This is a genomic window from Microbacterium sp. EYE_78 (genome assembly GCF_023149035.1).
Classification (GTDB): Bacteria; Actinomycetota; Actinomycetes; order Actinomycetales; family Microbacteriaceae; genus Microbacterium.
The window spans coordinates 366619-383717 of the sequence record NZ_JAHXMY010000001.1; the positions used below are offsets into that span (position 1 = coordinate 366619).

The following is a 17099-nucleotide window of genomic DNA, read 5'->3' on the forward strand; positions in this document are numbered from 1 at the left end:
TGCTCCGTGTCCAAGTCGTGCTGGGGAATGTTGCGTCGAGAACGTTCGTTCTCTAGTCTATTCGTCATTCGAAGAGAACGATCGTTCTCAGGACAGGAAGGCTGATCATGGGCTACATCACCGTCGGCGACGAGAACTCGACCCCCATCGAGCTCTACTACGAGGATCACGGGAGCGGCCAGCCGGTCGTCCTCATCCACGGATATCCGCTGAACGGCACGTCGTGGGAGCGCCAGACGCGCGAACTGCTCGACGCGGGGCATCGCGTCATCACCTACGACCGTCGCGGCTTCGGCGCCTCATCGAAGGTCTCGACCGGATACGACTACGACACGTTCGCTGCGGACCTCGACGCCGTGCTCACGACGCTCGACCTCACCGACGTCATCCTCGTCGGCTTCTCGATGGGCACCGGCGAGCTGGCACGCTACGCGAAGCTGTTCGGCACCGATCGCGTCGCGAAGTTCGCGTTCCTCGCCTCGCTGGAGCCCGGGATGCTCTCGCACGGCGTTCCGAAGTCCGTGTTCGAGGGCATCGATCGCGCCGCCCGCGAGGACCGGTTCGCGTGGTTCACGCAGTTCTACAAGGACTTCTACAACCTCGACGAGAACCTCGGCTCACGCATCTCCGAAGAGGCCGTCCGCGCCAGCTGGAACACCGCGAGCGGCAGTGCACCGGTGGCGGCGTACGCCGTCGTCCCGACGTGGATCGAGGACTTCGCCGACGACGTCGCCGCCGTGCGCGCCAGCGGCAAGCCTGCGCTCATCGCCCACGGCACGGCGGACAACATCCTGCCGATCGACGCCACCGGCAGGCCGTTCCACCAGGCCTTCCCCGAGGCGGAGTACCACGAGATCGACGGCGCCCCGCACGGCATGCTGTGGACGCACGCCGCCGAGGTGAACGCGATCCTGCTGCCTTTCGTCACCCGGTGACCGTCGAGGCGGGGGTCCAGTCGTGGACCCCCGCCTCGCCCGTCCGCGTGACTCAGACGCCGCCGACGCCTCCCCCGCCTCCGCCGCCCCCGGCACTGCCGCCGCCGGAGGATCCGCCCGTCGAGGACGACGATGAGGTGGTGGCCGAGAGGGAACCGATGCCGGACGAGAAGGATGCCGCGTCGAACCCGCCCGTTCCCGCGTACCAGACCGGCGCGACGACGCCCGCCGATGCGTAGAGCACGGCCAGATGCCTCGCCCACTGCCGCTCCTGCCCGAAGACCACCGCGTACGGGAGCAGGCGCTCGTAGAGGTCGAGCATCGCGCGCGGGTCGTCGGTGTCCAGCGGGACGCGCTCCGCCGTCCCGGGCGCCTGCAGCATCCGGATGCGGTCGGCTTCGGCCCACTCGATGAACCTGCGGAGGCCCGCGAGGTGATCACGGATCTCGGCGCCCTCCGCGGTCAGGGGGGTCCGGATCACGAGCCCCACCACCGCGAGGACCGCGACGATCCCGACGACGAGCAGGGCGATCGGCCACAGCGGCTGGACCGCGCGCTCGGCCAGCACGATCGTGAGGACGATGAGCGCCGCGAGCAGCGCCACGACGACGAGGATCGGAGCGACGCGCACCCGTGCGGCGACCTCGCGGCGGAGGCCGCGCTCCTTCAGGCCGGCTGCGGCATCCTTCAAGATCTTCTGGGCGGTCGTCGACAAGCGGGTGTCGGACGATCCGAACTCGAACCGGTCGCCGGGTTCGCCGTTCGGGAAGAGTCCGTTCAGCAGGACCCGGCCGTTCTCGTCGGCGCGGCCCGGGTCGATCAATTCGGCGACGAGCTTCGCGGAACCCCAGCGCGGCTTCTCACCCTCGGTGATGCGGATGGATCCGACGACGGCCTGCTCGAGGACCTCCGCGGGGATCGCCTTCCCGGTCTTCTCGAGCAGCACCGCGGCCTGCAGGGCGTCGACGCCCGGCGGCGGCTCGGACTCCGCGATGATCGTCGGCCGCCCCGGCCCGTCGGCAAGTCGTCGCCGACGCAGCCACAGCGCCCAGCCGAGCGACCCGACGAGCCCCGCGCCGACCGCAGCGTGCCCCCACCCGAGGGGCGTGGCGAGGTAGGACGTGTCGACCGGCTCGAACGTCCCGTCCGCGAACCCCACGGCGACGGTCAGCGACTCGTGCGGACCCACATCGGCCTGCCGTGCGGTGACGGTCACCCCGGTCCCGGTCTTGGTCAGGTCGACGCCGTCGCAGCGCGTCTCGGCGTCGAATGCGCCGGCGTAGCAGGCCGTCGCACCCACGGCATCCGCCACGTCGCCGTCCAGGTGCAGGCGCGCCGTGATCTCGCCGAAGCGCTGCTGCGAGTCGAAGCCGTTGACGTCCCAGTACAGCTCGATCCCGGTGTCCGGGAACTCCCGGGTGACGTTGTCGAGCGTGTAGGTGAAGACGAAGGTCTGCCTGCCGTGCACGTAGTCCTCGGACCGGGCGGTGACGACGAGCCCGTCGTCACCGTCGTCGGTCTCGACCACCTCCCAGGCGGCCCCGTCCGCGTCGACGGCGGATTCGAACGACGGGCGCAGCGGCTGCCCGTCGTACTCGTCGGGGATGACCCGGCGGATGCCGCGGTTCTGATCCGTCTCGGGGAAGACCGCCACGAACTCCTCGACGACCCGCATCCGGCTCGTGCCGTCACCGGCACGCGTGAGCGTGTAGTCGACCTCGAGGCGTTCGAAGGAGAAGTCCTCGACGTCGGCGGAGGCCGCCTGCGGGGCCGCGAGCACGGCTGCCACGGCCACGGCGAGGGATGCCGCGAATCGAACGTGCCGACGCAGGGATATGTCCACGCTGACACCCTATGAGCGGGGATACAGTGGACGCCATGACCGACAGACGCCTCGCCATCGCCGCATGGGAGAGTCTGTTCCGCGCGCAGCACGAAGTGATGGGCGAGATCTCGCAGGACTTCGACGAGGACGACCTCTCCAGCGCCGAGTACGACGTGCTCCTGACCGTCACGCGCTGCGATGAGCACACCGCCCGCCTGCGCGACGTCACCGCGAACATGCTGATCAGCCAGCCGAGCGTCTCGCGGCTCGTAGACCGGATGGTCGCGCGGGGGCTCGTCGCGAAGTGCCCCGACCCAGCCGACGGACGCGGGGCGATCCTGCGGGCGACCGAGAAGGGCGCGTCGACCTTCCGGCGTCTCGCGACGGTCCACGGCCGGACGATCGCCGAGCGGATGTCGGTGCTCAGCGATGACGAGCTGTCCCAGCTGCAGTCGCTGACCGCGAAGCTGCGAGGCGTCGACGGACGCTGACGAATGCCGAACGCCCCGCATCCGATTCGGGATGCGGGGCGTCCGACGTCTCAGCGCTGCAGTGGCTCAGCGATGTGAGGACTCAGCGGTCGCTCACTGATCGATGGGCTGCGGCTCGTCGCTCTCGCTCGCGGCGATGGTGCGGCTCGAGCCGGCGGCCTGCACCGCCACCTTGCGCGGCTTGGCCTTCTCGCTCACCGGGATGGTGACGCTCAGGACACCGTTGTCGTAGGTGGCGGTGATCGCCTCGGTGTCGATGCCCTGGCCGAGATTCAGCTGACGCAGGAAGCTCGCGGCTTCGCGCTCGCGGGTGATCCACTTCACGCCGTCGCCGGATGCGAGGGTCCGCTCGGCGCGGATCGTCAGCAGCTGGCCGTCCACGTCGATGTCGACCGAGCCCGGGTCGATGCCCGGGAGGTCTGCGGTGAGGACGTAGTGGTCGCCGTCGCGGTACAGATCCATCGGCATCCGTCGCGGGCCGCGGCGCGTGTCGAAGAGCGTCGACGCGAGGCGGTCGATGTCACGGAACGGGTCGTAGGTCGCCATGATTCTCTCCTTTGTCTGTTCGTGGTCTCAAAGTTGAGCCCGTGCGGCTCAAGTAGGTCCAGATTAGCACTCGGGGTGGTCGAGTGCCAACGGTTCTCCGAGGGCGAACGAGGGCCCGCCGATGCGCCCGTAGGCTGGCCCGATGAGTGCCGCCGAGACTGCGCCCGAGCCCGCCGACCCGTTCCTGTGGCTGGAGGACGTCGACGGCCCGGCGGCCCGCGCCTGGGCCGCCGATCGCACCGCCGAGACCGAGCGCACCCTCGCCGGACCCGACCGCGACGCCCTCGAAGACCGTCTGACCGGCATCCTCCAGGACCCCGACCGTCTCGTCGTCCCGAGCCGGCACGGTGACCTCGTCTACGACCTGTGGCGCGACGCCGACAACCCCCGCGGCCTTTGGCGACGGAGTGCGCTGGCCGCCTTCCGGGACGGCGCCCCGAAGTGGGAGACCCTGCTCGATGTCGACGCGCTCGGCCGCGACGAGGGCACGTCGTGGGCGTTCGCCGGCGCGACGCACGCCCCGACGGGCAGCGGCCGTGCGCTCGTCCGGCTGAGTCCCGACGGTGGAGACGCCGCGGTCGTCCGCGAGTTCGACCTCGAGACCCTCCGCTTCGTCGACGACCGGCCGTTCACACTCGCCGCCGACAAGCACCGCGTCGCCTGGATCGACGTCGACACGCTCCTGGTCGCCACCGCGCTCCACGGCGGCGGCGTCACCGACTCGGGGTACCCGATCAGTGCACGCGCATGGCGCCGCGGCGAGTCCCTCGACGATGCACCCCCCATCGTCATGGGTGTCGCCGGCGACGTCGGCGTCTTCGCACACGTCGATCACACCGGCGGGTCCGCGACGCCCGTCGTCATCGTCGCCCACGACTTCTTCCACTCCGAGGCGTGGATCTGGGACGGGCACGAGCCGCGGCTGCTGGCCGTGCCGCAGGATGCGCACGCGGACGTCCACGGCGACCTCGTGGCCGTCCGTACCACGACGCCGTGGCGCATCGGCGGCACGACGCATCCCGCCGGCACGCTCCTCGTCGGCCCGGTCGACACCGTCACCACCGGCGATGCGTCCGAGCTGCGCGTCGCGTTCGCACCCACCTCGACCTCGGTGCTCGAGACGTGGTCGTGGACGCGGAACCGACTGGTGCTCACGATCCTCGATCGCGTCCGAAGCCGACTCGCGTCGCTCGATCCGCACACGTTCGCCGCTGTCGACCTCGACCTGGGACTCGGGGACGCCGACCTGTTCAGCGCGAACGTCGCGGCGCTCGACCCCGACGAGGACGACGAACTGTGGGTCCTCGCCCGCGGCTTCCTCACCCCGCCGACGCTGCTGGTGCTGGACGCGGCCGTCCACCCGGGCACGGATGCCGCTGCCAGCGCACCGCGGATCGTCGACCGCAGCCACGCCACCTTCGACACCGATGGTCTCGTCGCCGAGCAGCACTGGGCGACGTCCGCCGACGGCACCCGCATCCCGTACTTCGAAGTCGGGCCCCGCGAGCGCGACGGCGTCCTCCCGGTGCTGATGAGCGGTTACGGCGGCTTCGAACACGCGCTCACGCCCGAGTACCCGACGATCGTCGGGCCGGCGTGGCTCGAGCAGGGGCGCGTGTTCGTCGTGGCGAACATCCGCGGCGGCGGGGAGTTCGGGCCGCAGTGGCATCTGGCCGCCCTCCGCGAGCATCGCCATCGTGCCTACGAGGACTTCGCCGCCGTCGCGCGCGATCTCGTCGCCCGCGGCGTCTCGACGGCCGACCGCATCGCCTGCCACGGGCGCAGCAACGGCGGGCTGCTCGTCGGCAACATGCTGACGCAGTATCCCGATGACTTCGGGGCCGTCGTGTGCGGTGTGCCGCTGCTCGACATGCGCCGCTACACGCGCCTGTCGGCCGGTGCCAGCTGGATCGCCGAGTACGGCGACCCGGACGACCCCGCGCAGTGGGAGTACGTGAAGACCTTCTCGCCGTACCATCTGATCGAGCCGGGGCGGCGGTACCCGGCATCCCTCATCTACGCGGCCGCCAGCGATGACCGCGTGGGGCCGGTGCAGGCGCGGAAGATGGCGGCGCGCATGGCGGACGAGACCGACGCCGAGGTCCACTACCTGGAGCCCGTCGAGGGCGGCCATGCCGGCGCGATCGACGCGCGAACGACCGCCGCGCTGCACGCCACCATCCACGCCTTCCTCGAACGGACGGTGGCGCGCGGCGCCTGAGCGTCCGGGGTGCGCCCTCTACGCTGGGGGCGGGAGGTCCACCGCATGAGCACCATCGGGACCGTCGACGACGAGCTCGCCGCGGCCCTGTCCGCCGCCGAGAACGCAGCGCGCGTCGACGACGCGCTGCGGGTGCGCATCGACGAGTCCTTCGCCGCACTGCACGACGCGGTGGGGCGGATGCCGGGGGCCACCTCCGCCGAGCTGTCGGCACTCGTGACCGCGGCGGTCGTCTCGTCGCACGCCCGCTCCCTCGACCTGCGCGTGCACGGCGAGCAGCGCGCCGCCCGACCCGACCGGATGACCTCGCGCTTCGCGCTGGGCGCCGCCTGCTACGCGGACCGGTTCGCGGGCAACCTGGCGGGGCTGCGGGACGAGATCCCGTACCTCCGCGAGCTGGGCGTCAGCCTGCTGCACGTGCAGTCCCCGTTCGCGCGGAGGGGCGACGGGACCGTCGACCTGCGCCGCGGGGACCCGGGCCTCGGTTCCATCGACCGTCTCACCGAGCTCGCCGCCGCGCTGCGGCTGGCCGGCATCTCGCTCGCGGTGGACGTGGCGGCATCCGGATCGATCCTGTCCTTCGCCGACGACCTGCTGTTCCTCGCGAACCGCGGCGTCGAGGCGTTCATCATCGCCGACCGCGCAGTGGGCGCGGTCATCGCGCCGGTGCTCGCGATCGGGGCACCCGGTGTCGCTGTGCTGGCGGCCTCCCCGGGATCGGCACCGCTCTGGCAGGCACTCGCCACGGGAGACGCCGCCCCATTGCGGCGAGCGGTCGGTCGACGGGGCGGCAGAGCGGATGTGGCCGCCGTCCGCGACGCGGACGCCGTGGTCTGGCACGAGGACACCGACCGGCTCACCGCGGCCTATGCCGACGGCCTCGGCCTGCCCGTTCCCGGCGGCATCGCGGGGACGGCGGCATCGCTCGCCGGCGTCGGCCAGGGCTCGCATCTGGGGGAAGCGCGTCTCGCCCTCGCGCATGCCGTCGCCCTGAGCGTGCCGGGGCTGCCCGTGCTGTGGCTCGGCGACGAGGTCGGCGCGCTGAACGACGAGACCTTCCGCGACGATCCCGACCGCCGCGACGATCCGCGCTGGGTGCATCGTGGGCAGAAACCCCGCGATCGCTATGCGACGAGGACGGATGCCGCGACCGCGGCGGGGCGCATCTTCCGCGACACGACGAAGCTGATCGCCGTCCGCCACACGACGCCCGAGTTCGACGGGACGACGCTCGTGGGCTTCGACGTGCCCGCGCCGTCCGTGGCCGCCTGGCAGCGCCCGGGGGCTGATGCCGTCGTGCTCGTGCTCGTCAACGCGGCATCCCACCCCGTGACGATCGATCCCGTCACGTTCTCTGGCTTCGCGCCGGAAGCCTCGGATCTCGTCGAAGGCGTCGACGTGGACCTTGGCGGAGGGCTCACGCTGCCCGCCTGCGGATTCCGCTGGCTGCGCGTGAGCCCTGCCGCCTGAGTCCGGCGGAGGTCAGTCCTCGACGACCGTGACGGTGACCTCGATGTTGCCGCGCGTGGCGTTCGAGTAGGGGCACACCTGGTGCGCGGCGTCGGCGAGCGCCTGCGCCTGGTCGTGCGGGAGGTTCGGGATGACGACCTCGAGCTCGACGGCGAGACCGAAGCCGCCCTCGCCGTTGGAGCCGATACTGACGCGCGAGCCGACGCTCGTGTCCTCGAGGGTCACCTTCTGGGCGCGCGCGACGGACTGCAGTGCGCTGTGGAAGCAGGCCGCGTATCCCGCGGCGAAGAACACCTCGGGGTTCGGGGCGCCGCCGGCGCCGCCCATCTCCTTGGGCACGCGGACGTCGGTGTCGACGAGACCGTCGACCGTGCGGACGTGGCCGTTGCGGCCACCGCCGGTGGCGAGGGCTTCTGCGGTGTAGAGGGCTTCCATGGGGTCCTTTCGTCAGGAGGCGGATGCCTCGTCGGTGGCGCGCATGACGCGGTTCAGCTCGTGCACCGCGTCGAGCAGTGCGCGGGCCTTCTCGCCCGTGAGTCCCGTGCAGCGCGCGATCTCGGCGCCGACCGGGGCCATGTCGGACTGCAAGGCACGACCCTCGTCGGTCAGGGCGATCTCGACGACGCGGTCGTCGTCGATGCGACGGGACCGACTCACGAGGCCGCGCGCCTCGAGGCGCCGGAGGAGGGGCGAGAGCGTGCCCGAGTCGAGGAAGAGCTGGTCGCCCAGCTCGCCCACGGTGCGGGGCTGCTGCTCCCAGAGCGCGATGAGGACGAGGTACTGCGGATACGTCAGCTTCCACGGTGCGAGCACGCGTCGGTACGCCTGCCCGAACGCGTGGCTCGCGGAATACATGCCGAAGCACACCATGTCGTCGATCACGCTCATGCTCCAATGGTTGCACGCAATTCAATTGCGCACAATTTGTCGAGAGGCGGGCGCGGCTCGCGGAGTTTCTACGGATGGATGGGGGAGAAGGGGCCGACGAAGGGCCGCCAGGACGGATCCATCCGGAGAACGGGCCGGATGACCCCCGGTCCGCGGTTCGCGGCCCGCGGTTTGCGGCCCGCGGCCGCGCCGGCGGCGGCGCTTCCGCTCCGCATCGCGCACGACGCGATTCCGCACCGACGCTCAAACAACGGACGCGATGTGCCGCCCGGCAGGGCGCACAGCGACCGTTCACGTCCCCGGAGCACAGACTCGTCACGTTCCAGGGACGCGAACTGTCGCCGACTTCGGCGCGAGCGACGATTCGCGTCCCTCGAACGCGCTCCGGGCCGAGCCGCCGGGCGCCCGCGGAAACAGAGAAGGCCCCGCCGAAGCGGGGCCTTCTCTGGACTGTCTCAACACAGTGTGCGCCCGAAGGGACTCGAACCCCTAACCTTCTGATCCGTAGTCAGATGCTCTATCCATTGAGCTACGGGCGCGTCGCCCTTTTCAGGGCCGAGGAACAGCATACGTCACGCATGCGCGCATCCGAAATCGAGCGGGCTACTCGAGCTCGCCGGGATCGATCCGCCCGGGCGCGGCCTCGACGACGGGTTCCGCCTCGACGCCGTCGTCACGGAGGGCCTGCTGCTTGGCGACGCTGCGGCGATGCGCGCGCAGCTTGGGCAGGTCCACCAGGCGGAGCGCCTGCATGCGGGCCACCCGCATCCGCTCGTAGTCGGCGTCGAGATCCGGGCGGGCGGCGGTGATCCGCAGTGACCGGTCGATGTTCTTCGAGACCTCGCCCCACGCGGCGTCGCGCGCGTCGGCGATGAGCTTGCGCAGCTCGTCCTGATCCTCAGCGCGGGCGCGCAGCTCCTTCGCCACGTGCAGGGACTGCTTGCGGCGTCGCCGGAGGTTGCGCACGTCACGGCTGCGGTAGTCGTGAGTCCCGCTCGAATCCGAGTATCGGTTGCGGGCGGCTTTGCGCTCGCGCTCGGTGCGGTCGGCATCGGCCTCCGCCTCCTCCGCGAGCGAGACGAGGATGTCCCGGGCATCCGGCACGAACCGATCGGGATCGAAGTCGTCGCCGTCGACGAGGATGTCCACGAGGATGCGGTTCTTCAACGCCAAACGCGTCGCCGCGGACGCGATGTAGAGCCCCTCGGCGACGACGTCTCGGGTCTTGACCCGTTCATTCTCCGTCACGCTCACCCCTCTTCTCCGATCCTACCGAGAGGGCGGCTGCGAGACCCAGGAGAGGATGCCGTCAGCCGCGCGACGGCAGGGCGTGACCGCCGGGTCCGTCACCGCGCAGCGGCGGGTACCGCCACGAGATCGTCGCCGCCGCACCGGGAGCGATGTCGACCTGCAGGGTGTGGGGCGTCTGGATCATCCTCAGCCGCGCACGCCAGACGCCGTCCGGATCCACCCCCGCGACCGACCGGAACGGCACCGCGTCGAGACCCTCTGCCGATGCGGGCCACTCCCCCGCAGCCCACGCGCCTCGACCGACGGCGAGGGCCACATCGAGACCGTCACCGAGGAAGCGGAGGGTCCACCCGTCGCCCGCCTCGACCACCTCCACCTGCTGCGCGCCGGGCACGGCCTCACCGAACGAGAACGGACCCACGACCGGCGAGCTCACGTCGGCGGCGAACGTGCCGGCGAACGGCGCGCCGGTGTCGTGCGGCAGCGGCAGCGCGAGCGACGCGAGCCGGGCGGCGAGCGCGGCATCCGCCTCGGCCGTCCCCGAACCGGTCATCGCGGGGCGCAGGTGCGTCGTGATGAGGCTCAGCAGCGCCTGCATGTCGATGGTCTCGGCGGTCGTGACGATGACGGCGTCCTCCTCCGGCCACACGATGATGAACTGCCCGTAGGCGCCGTCGCCCCGGAAACCGTGCCGGTTCATCCAGTACTGGAACCCGTACCCTTGCTGCCAGTCGGTCGGCTCGAGGCCACCCGGGGCGCGGTGGGCGGCGTCGTTCTGCATCTGCTCCGACGTCGCGGCCGCGACCCATGCGGGGTCGAGGATCTGCTGACCGTGCCACGCACCCCCGTCGAGCACGAGCTGACCCGTCTTGGCGAGGGACTCGGTGAAGACGTGGATGCCGCTGAAGCCCATCTCGACGTCGCCGAGCATCATCCACTGCGCCTCGTGGATGCCGAGCGGTTCGAGCAGGCGCGGCGTCAGGTAGTCGAGGATCGTGCCGCCGGTGGTCTTCGCCACGAGCCGTCCGACCCCGTAGATCGTGGGCTGGTTGTACGCGAAGATCGTGCCGGGTTCGCGCTCGGGCGGCACCCGGAAGAAGCCGGCGAGCAGGTCGCCGTCCGCGTCGCTGCTCGCCGCGGCCGCACGGTCGAGTGCCTCCTGCTCGTGGCCGCTCGACATCGAGAGCGCGTGACGGACGAGGTACCGGCGGTACTTCTCGTCGAGGTCGCTCGGGATGAGCTCGGGGAAATGATCGGCGACAACGTCATCGAGGCCGAACCGCCCCTCGGCGACCGCGAGGCCCGCCGCGGCCGAGGTGAAGGTCTTCGACAGCGAGTAGACGAGGTGCTTCAGGTCTGCCGCGAACGGCGCCCACCAGCCCTCCGCGACGACGTGTCCGTGACGCAGGACCATGAGGCTGTGCATCTCGATGTCCGCGTCCGCCACGGCGTCCAGCAGACGGTCGACGCCGGCGGCATCCACCCCCTGCGCGGACGGGGCGGACCGGGGCAGCGGGGCGGACGTCGACGTCATCCCGCCATCCTAGGGACGGCGAAGCGCGGTCAGATCGCGGCGATGCGCCACGACGCCGAGAACTCCGCGCCCGGCTCGAGCACCAACAGACCCGCGTCGTAGTCGTAGGACGCGGCGTTGAAGGCGTCCGGCGCGCACGTCATCGGCTCGACGGCGACGCCGTTCCGGTGATCCGGGTTCGCGGGCCCCTCGGGCTTGTCGCCCGTGTAAACCTGCACCCACGGGCACTCCGCGCCCCACGTGACCTCGACGCCGACACCAGAGGGGTCGGTCAGGCGCAGGACGGCTGCGCCGCCGGCATCCGTCTCGAGGTCGGTGAACGCGTGGTCGAGCTGCACCGCGCCGAGGGGACGCGGTTCGCGCCGGTCGAAACGGTCCGCGTCGTGCTCAGCGACCGCGCGCAGGGCGACGGGGCTGAGGCGGTCGGGCGTCACTTCCAGGACGGATGCCGCGGGCAGCGCGAGCGTCCATTCGTCCAGCGGCGCAGGTCCGGCCTGCAGGTACGGGTGCGGCCCCGTGCCGAACGGCGCGGGCCGGGCACTCAGGTTGCGGGCGCGGACCGTCTGGGTGAGGCCGTCGGCGCCGAGCGCGTAGGTCGTCTCGACGCGCACGCGCCACGGGTAACCCGACTGCGGCGCGATCGTTGTGGCGAGGGTGACGCTGTCGTCCGACGCGGCGACCTGCTCGAAATCCGCCCACGAGACGAGGCCGTGGAGGGCGTGCGAGCGCTCGGGCTCGGTGAGGGCGGTGACGATGTCCTCGCCCTCGAAGGCGTAGGTGCCGTCGACGATCCGGTTGGGCCACGGGGCGAGCGTCGCACCGCGGTAGTCGGGACGGACCTCGTCGGCGCCGAACGGAACGATGAGGTCGCGGCCGTCGTGGCGCAATTCGCGCAGCGACGCCCCGGTCGAGGCGATGACCGCCTCGTAGGCCCCGGAGCGGATGCGGTGCTGGGCGCCCGAGAGGGGCAGTGCGGCAGAGGTCACGGGCGGAGCATCACTTTCAGGGCGGCGCGGTCATCCATCAGGCGGTAGCCGTCGGCGGCTTCGCCCAGAGCCAGTTCACGGTCGAAGACGGCCCCGGGATCGACCGTACCGTCCAGCACGCCCGGCAGCAGACGGTCGATGTACGCGCGGACGGGCGCGACGCCGCCGGTGACCGTGACGTTCTTCTCGAACTGCAACCGCTGCAGCGGCCCCTCGGCGTACTGGGGAACTCCGACGCGGGTGACGGTGCCTCCCGCTCGGATGGCGCCCATCGCCTGCTCGTATGCGGGCAGGTGACCGACCGCATCGATGACGACGTGCGCACCGAGCCCGTCCGTCAGCTCGCGGACGGCGGCCACACCCTCGTCGCCGCGCTCCGCGACGACGTCCGTCGCGCCGTACCGGCGACCCAGATCTGTCCGCGCCTCGTGGCGCCCCATGAGGATGATGCGCTCCGCGCCGAGCTGACGGGCGGACAGCACGGCCAGCAGGCCCACCGCACCGTCGCCGATGACGACGACGTCCTTCCCGGGCGCGACACCGCCGGTGACAGCGGCGTGCCAGCCGGTGCCGTAGACATCGCTCAGGGTGAGCAGCCCCGGCATCCGCTCGTCGTCTTCGACGACGTCGACGCGGTACAGCGTGCCGTCGGCGAAGGGCGCACGGCGGCGCTCGGCCTGTGCGCCGCCGGCACCGGTCGGCACCGAGACCCCTGCGACACGGCACGAGGTCTGCAGCCCCGCGCGGCAGAACTCGCACACGCCGCAGGAGAAGACGAAGGGCACGATGACGACATCGCCCGGAGCGACGATGCGCACGTCGGCGCCGACCTCCTCGACGACCCCGATCATCTCGTGCCCCATCGAGCGCCCCTGCGCGGAGGGCTTCATCGAGTGGTACGGATGCAGGTCGCTGCCGCACACGCAGGCGACGACGGTGCGCAGCACGGCGTCGGTGGCGTGTTCGATCCGGGGCTCGGGGGCATCGATCACGCGGACATCACCAGGGCCGTACATGTACGCAGCTCGCATCCTCCGATTCAACTACGGATGCGACGCCGCCGCGCGCGTGCTGTGCGAGGCTGTCGCCATGGCTGCTGTCCACGACGTCGCGATCGTCGGAGCCGGCCTCGCCGGCCTCCGGGCAGCCGCGCTGCTCGCCCGCGCCGGTCGCGAGGTGGTCGTGCTCGACGCCGCGGACGAGGTCGGCGGCCGGCAGCGCACGGACCGCGTCGACGGATTCCTGCTCGACCGCGGCTTCCAGGTGATCAATCCGCGATACGACGCCCTCGCCCGCGCGCTCGACCCCGCATCCCTCGATCTGCGCCCGTTCCCCGTCGGCGTGCGCGTCGTACGGGACGGTCGGTCGGACGTCCTCGCGCATCCCCTGCGGCACCCCGGGATGCTGCCCGCAACGATCGCGGGCGCACTGTCGGGTCTCGTGTCGCCCGCCGATGCGGCGGGTGCGGCGCGGTGGCTCCTGCCGGCGCTCGTGCGGCCGGCATCCGTCGCGGCCTCGGGCGACTCGACACTGCACGCGGCGTGGGACCGAGCCGGCCTCACCGGTCCGCTGCGGCGCTCGGTGCTCGAGCCGTTCCTGAGCGGCGTGCTCGCCGACGACGGCGCCGACACCTCGGCGGCGTACGCGACCCTCCTCGCACGACTGTTCGCGCTCGGCCGACCGGGTGTGCCGGCTGACGGCATCGCCACGCTGCCTCGCCGACTGGCCGACATCGCCCGGGCGGCGGGCGCCGGCATCCGCCTGTCGCACCGCGCGACCGCGATCGACGTGCGCGCCGAGCGCATCGAGATCGCGATCGAGGCCGGCGACACCGTGACGGCGCGCGAGGTCGTCGTCGCCGTGGGCGGCGCACAGGCGGCGGGGCTCGTCGATCTGCCGGCACCCGCGATGCACGGACTGCAGACCTGGTGGTTCGGTGCTGATGCCGGGGCTCCGGCATCCGCTCTGCTCGCCGTCGACGGCGAGCGCCGCGGACCGATCGTGAACAGCGTGGTCATGACGCGCACGGCACCGGCGTACGCGCCGGCGGGGCGGCACCTCGTCGCGGCGAGCTGCCTGTCGCGGGATGCCGCCGACGAGGCGAGCGTGCGCGCCCAGCTGGCGCGCATGTGGGGCTCCGAGGCAGGCTCGTGGGAGCTGCTGCGCCGCGACGACATCCCCGACGCGCTGCCCGCGCTCGGGCCGCCCATGCGGCATGCGTCCCCGGTGCGGCTGGCGGAGCGGGTCGTCGTCGCGGGCGACCACCGCGAGACGCCCTCGATCGCGGGAGCGCTCGTGTCAGGCGAGCGGGCGGCAGCGGCGGTGCTCGGTCAGGGCTGATCGCCGGTCGCGACCGGGCGGTCGGGGTGGTTCGACCACTGGCTCCACGATCCGCCGTACAGTGCCGCGTCGACGCCCGCGAGGCGCAGCGCGAACGCCGCCTGCGCGGCCGACACCCCTGAGCCGCAGCTCACGCCGACCGTCGTGTCGCCGGTGACGCCGAACGCCGCGTACCGCGCGCGGATCTCGTCGGGCGAGCGGAATCGCCCGCGGTCGTCGACGTTCCCGCCGGTGGGGGCGTTGACCGCGCCGGGGATGTGACCGGCGCGGGGATCCATAGGTTCGACGTCGCCCCGGTAGCGCTCGGGCGCGCGGACGTCGAACAGGATGCCGGTGGCCGGAAGCTCCGCCGCCTCGCCGATGTCGAGGCGGGCCAGGTGCCCCGGCGTGAGCGACACGTCGCCGCGGGCTGCGTGCACCGGCCCGGTCTCGAGCGGGAGGCCGGCGTCGCGCCAGGCCTGCAGGCCGCCGTCGAGGACCCGGACGTCGGGGACACCGGCATCCGTCAACACCCACCAGGCGCGCGCGGCGCCGAACGTCTGCCAGTCGTCGTACACGACGACGGTGTCGCCCTTGTCGATGCCCCAGCGGCGAGCGGCCGTCTGCAGGTCGGCGATCTCGGGCAGCGGATGCCGGCCGTCCTCCGGCGCGCCGTGGGCGGCGAGCTCGTCGTCGAGGCTCACGTACACCGCGGTCGGGACGTGACCCGCCTCGTAGTCGCCGCGGCCGTCGGGCCGGTCGAGGCGCCACCGGACGTCGAGGACCGTCAGCGGAGCGGCATCCCGGATCATGCCGTCGAGCTCGTCGGGGGTGATCAGTCGCGCACGCGTCATGTCCCGACCCTACGACGACGGTCGCATGCGCCGAGCCGCCTCAATCGGTCGCCCGTCCGTCCCGAGTGCGACACTCTGCGGCGGCTCGGGAGTGACGTGACCGCCGGACACGACGATGCCGGGGCCCCGATGGGGCCCCGGCATGTCGGGAAGCGCGGGCGGACCAGTGGTCCGCCCGCGAGGATCAGTCGCCCAGGACGCCGTCGACCAGGTCGCTGACCTCGGAGGAGACGTCGCCGACGGTGCTGTCCACGTCGTTCGTGATGTCGTTCACCAGGTCGCCCGTCTCAGAGGTGACGTCGCTGGTGACGTCACCGACCTCGTTGCTGACGTCGGGCGAGACGTCGGTGTTCGGCGACACGTTCGTGTCGTTGCCCGAGCCGACCTCGTTGCCGCTGCCGACGGGTGCGTCGACGGAGGTGTCGTTACCCGAGCCGATCGGCGCGTCGACGCTGTTGCCCGAACCGATGGGTGCGTCGTTGCCCGAGCCGATGTCGCCGACGGACAGGTCGCCGGTCGAGACGTCACCCAGGAGCGGGCCGTCGAGCAGCGAGCCGATGGAGCCCTGGAGCGCCTCGTTCGCGTCGAGGAAGTCGGTGAAGCCCTCGGTCGCGGTGGTGGTCGTGGTGTCCTCGCTCTCCGCGGCGTTCGCCGGGAGGGCGAACCCTGCCGTGAGGGCGACGGCCGCGAGGCCGGTCGAGCCGAGGACGATGGTCCGCTTCAGGTTGGTACGCATGAATGTCTTCCTTCCTTCAGTGCGGCTTTCGCACGGTGGGTGGTCCGGAGGCATGCGCGGATCGGATGGGACGGATGCCGCCGCCGGCCCCTCTTCGGCGGTATCGGAGCCCCCGGCATCCCGCGGAAACACGGGCCTCGCGACCGGTTCCTGAACATTCCTTATGCGTCGGCGGATGCTGACCCGCCGACCCGACGCAAGCGGCGTCCAATCCCCCGTGATGACCGCCGTTTGCGTCGGGTCGAGCGGCGCAGCGAGTGCGCGTCGATGGGGCGTTCTCCCCATCGCGCGCGGCTGCGCGCCCTCACTACTGTCGGCTGCGGAGGTGGTCGCGGTGGGGATGATGTTGCCCAATGAGCTGATCTGGATCATGGACAAGATGGGGCTGGAGTGGCCCGACATCGACGAGGACGAGGTCCACAAGGCGGCCGATCTCGTGCGCGGGTACCGCGACGACATGGAGTCGATCATCCAGACGGTCGACAGCCGCGTGAACGGCGATCTCGCCACCGCACTGCAGGGCAATGCCGGGACGGCGCAGGTCGAGGGGTGGAACCGCAACCGCTCGGACAACATGCAGAAGCTCCTCGATGTGCTCGGGCCCGCCGCGACGGGGATCGACATCGCGGGTGGCATCGTCCTCGCGATGAAGATCAAGGTCATCGCCGAGGTGACCCTGACCCTCATCCAGCTCGTCCCGCTGCTCGCCGCGGGTCCGCTCGGCGCCGGCGGCGCAGCGGTGCTGCTGCTCGCGCGGAAGAAGCTGCTCGCCATGGCGATGGAGGCGACGATCGAGCAGGTCATCAACGAGGTGCTGCCGCTCGCCGTCGAGCCGCTCGTCGAGCAGGTCCCGGTGGTCGTCATGGCGCTGATGGATGCGCCCGTCGTGGAGGGCGCCATCGGCGACGTGGACGAGTTCCAAGCCGACCTCGCCGCGCTCGAAGCAGCAGCCGATGAGATGGACGCGCAGGCCGTCGACATCGAGGACCGCACCGATCGCCTGCTCGCCGACCTCGCCAATCTGCAGATCTCGGGAGACTGAC

16 protein-coding genes and 1 tRNA gene are annotated in these 17099 nt (G+C 71.6%); 6 read left to right on the top strand and 11 right to left on the bottom strand.

From position 1 onward, the window contains the following. Window positions 1-107 precede the first annotated feature (107 nt). Window positions 108-935, top strand: a complete 828-nt coding sequence (locus KZX17_RS01755; RefSeq protein WP_248171160.1) for an alpha/beta fold hydrolase — start codon at window positions 108-110, stop codon at window positions 933-935. Between the two features lie 52 nt (window positions 936-987). Here the strand turns inward: KZX17_RS01755 and KZX17_RS01760 are convergent, their stop codons facing one another. Next, the gene (locus KZX17_RS01760) at window positions 988-2778 is read right to left on the bottom strand and encodes a DUF2207 domain-containing protein (RefSeq protein WP_248171159.1); all 1791 of its coding nucleotides are present in this window, start codon (window positions 2776-2778) and stop codon (window positions 988-990) included. A 35-nt stretch (window positions 2779-2813) separates the two neighbouring features. Between KZX17_RS01760 and KZX17_RS01765 the strand changes: the two genes are divergently transcribed. Continuing rightward, window positions 2814-3251, top strand: coding sequence for a MarR family winged helix-turn-helix transcriptional regulator (locus tag KZX17_RS01765; RefSeq protein ID WP_248171157.1), 438 nt, complete (start codon window positions 2814-2816; stop codon window positions 3249-3251). Window positions 3252-3344: 93 nt separating this feature from the next. On the opposite strand, the gene KZX17_RS01770 is transcribed toward KZX17_RS01765, so the two are convergent. Beyond that, the gene (locus KZX17_RS01770; RefSeq protein WP_248171156.1) at window positions 3345-3797 is read right to left on the bottom strand and encodes an Hsp20/alpha crystallin family protein; all 453 of its coding nucleotides are present in this window, start codon (window positions 3795-3797) and stop codon (window positions 3345-3347) included. Between the two features lie 142 nt (window positions 3798-3939). Between KZX17_RS01770 and KZX17_RS01775 the strand changes: the two genes are divergently transcribed. Continuing rightward, a complete protein-coding gene (locus KZX17_RS01775) occupies window positions 3940-6018 on the top strand; it encodes a prolyl oligopeptidase family protein (protein WP_248171153.1) in 2079 nt (692 codons plus the stop codon). Between the two features lie 45 nt (window positions 6019-6063). Then, a complete protein-coding gene (locus tag KZX17_RS01780) occupies window positions 6064-7488 on the top strand; it encodes a hypothetical protein (RefSeq protein ID WP_248171152.1) in 1425 nt (474 codons plus the stop codon). A gap of 12 nt (window positions 7489-7500) precedes the next feature. Here KZX17_RS01780 and KZX17_RS01785 read toward each other — a convergent pair whose 3' ends face one another. From KZX17_RS01785 to KZX17_RS01815, 7 genes are all read right to left on the bottom strand, one after another. Beyond that, the gene (locus KZX17_RS01785; RefSeq protein WP_248171149.1) at window positions 7501-7923 is read right to left on the bottom strand and encodes an organic hydroperoxide resistance protein; all 423 of its coding nucleotides are present in this window, start codon (window positions 7921-7923) and stop codon (window positions 7501-7503) included. 12 nt (window positions 7924-7935) lie between these two features. Then, the gene (locus KZX17_RS01790) at window positions 7936-8376 is read right to left on the bottom strand and encodes a MarR family winged helix-turn-helix transcriptional regulator (protein WP_248171148.1); all 441 of its coding nucleotides are present in this window, start codon (window positions 8374-8376) and stop codon (window positions 7936-7938) included. A gap of 466 nt (window positions 8377-8842) precedes the next feature. Further along, window positions 8843-8915: transfer RNA gene (locus KZX17_RS01795), tRNA-Arg, on the bottom strand. A gap of 64 nt (window positions 8916-8979) precedes the next feature. Further along, entirely contained in the window at window positions 8980-9624 is a 645-nt protein-coding gene (locus KZX17_RS01800; RefSeq protein ID WP_248171147.1) for an asparagine synthase, read from the bottom strand. A gap of 61 nt (window positions 9625-9685) precedes the next feature. Further along, window positions 9686-11161, bottom strand: a complete 1476-nt coding sequence (locus tag KZX17_RS01805; protein WP_248171146.1) for a serine hydrolase — start codon at window positions 11159-11161, stop codon at window positions 9686-9688. Window positions 11162-11190: 29 nt separating this feature from the next. Next, window positions 11191-12147 carry an aldose 1-epimerase family protein gene (locus tag KZX17_RS01810; protein WP_248171144.1) on the bottom strand — a complete coding sequence of 319 codons (957 nt, stop codon included), beginning with the start codon at window positions 12145-12147 and terminating at the stop codon, window positions 11191-11193. Next, window positions 12144-13178, bottom strand: coding sequence for a zinc-binding dehydrogenase (locus KZX17_RS01815; RefSeq protein ID WP_248171141.1), 1035 nt, complete (start codon window positions 13176-13178; stop codon window positions 12144-12146). Before KZX17_RS01815 ends, KZX17_RS01810 begins: the two co-directional genes overlap by 4 nt. Before the next feature lie 58 nt (window positions 13179-13236). On the opposite strand from KZX17_RS01815, the gene KZX17_RS01820 reads away from it, so the two are divergent. Continuing rightward, complete coding sequence (locus KZX17_RS01820; protein WP_248171139.1) at window positions 13237-14487, top strand: FAD-dependent oxidoreductase; 1251 nt, start codon at window positions 13237-13239, stop codon at window positions 14485-14487. Here KZX17_RS01820 and KZX17_RS01825 read toward each other — a convergent pair. Then, window positions 14478-15320 (bottom strand): sulfurtransferase, encoded by an 843-nt coding sequence (locus KZX17_RS01825; RefSeq protein ID WP_248171137.1) that lies wholly within the window; start codon window positions 15318-15320, stop codon window positions 14478-14480. The two genes, KZX17_RS01820 and KZX17_RS01825, sit on opposite strands and share 10 nt — an antisense overlap. 184 nt (window positions 15321-15504) lie before the next feature. Beyond that, window positions 15505-16056, bottom strand: coding sequence for a hypothetical protein (locus tag KZX17_RS01830; RefSeq protein ID WP_248171134.1), 552 nt, complete (start codon window positions 16054-16056; stop codon window positions 15505-15507). A gap of 340 nt (window positions 16057-16396) precedes the next feature. On the opposite strand from KZX17_RS01830, the gene KZX17_RS01835 reads away from it, so the two are divergent. Continuing rightward, entirely contained in the window at window positions 16397-17098 is a 702-nt protein-coding gene (locus KZX17_RS01835; protein WP_248171133.1) for a hypothetical protein, read from the top strand. The last annotated feature ends 1 nt before the right edge of the window (window position 17099 follow it).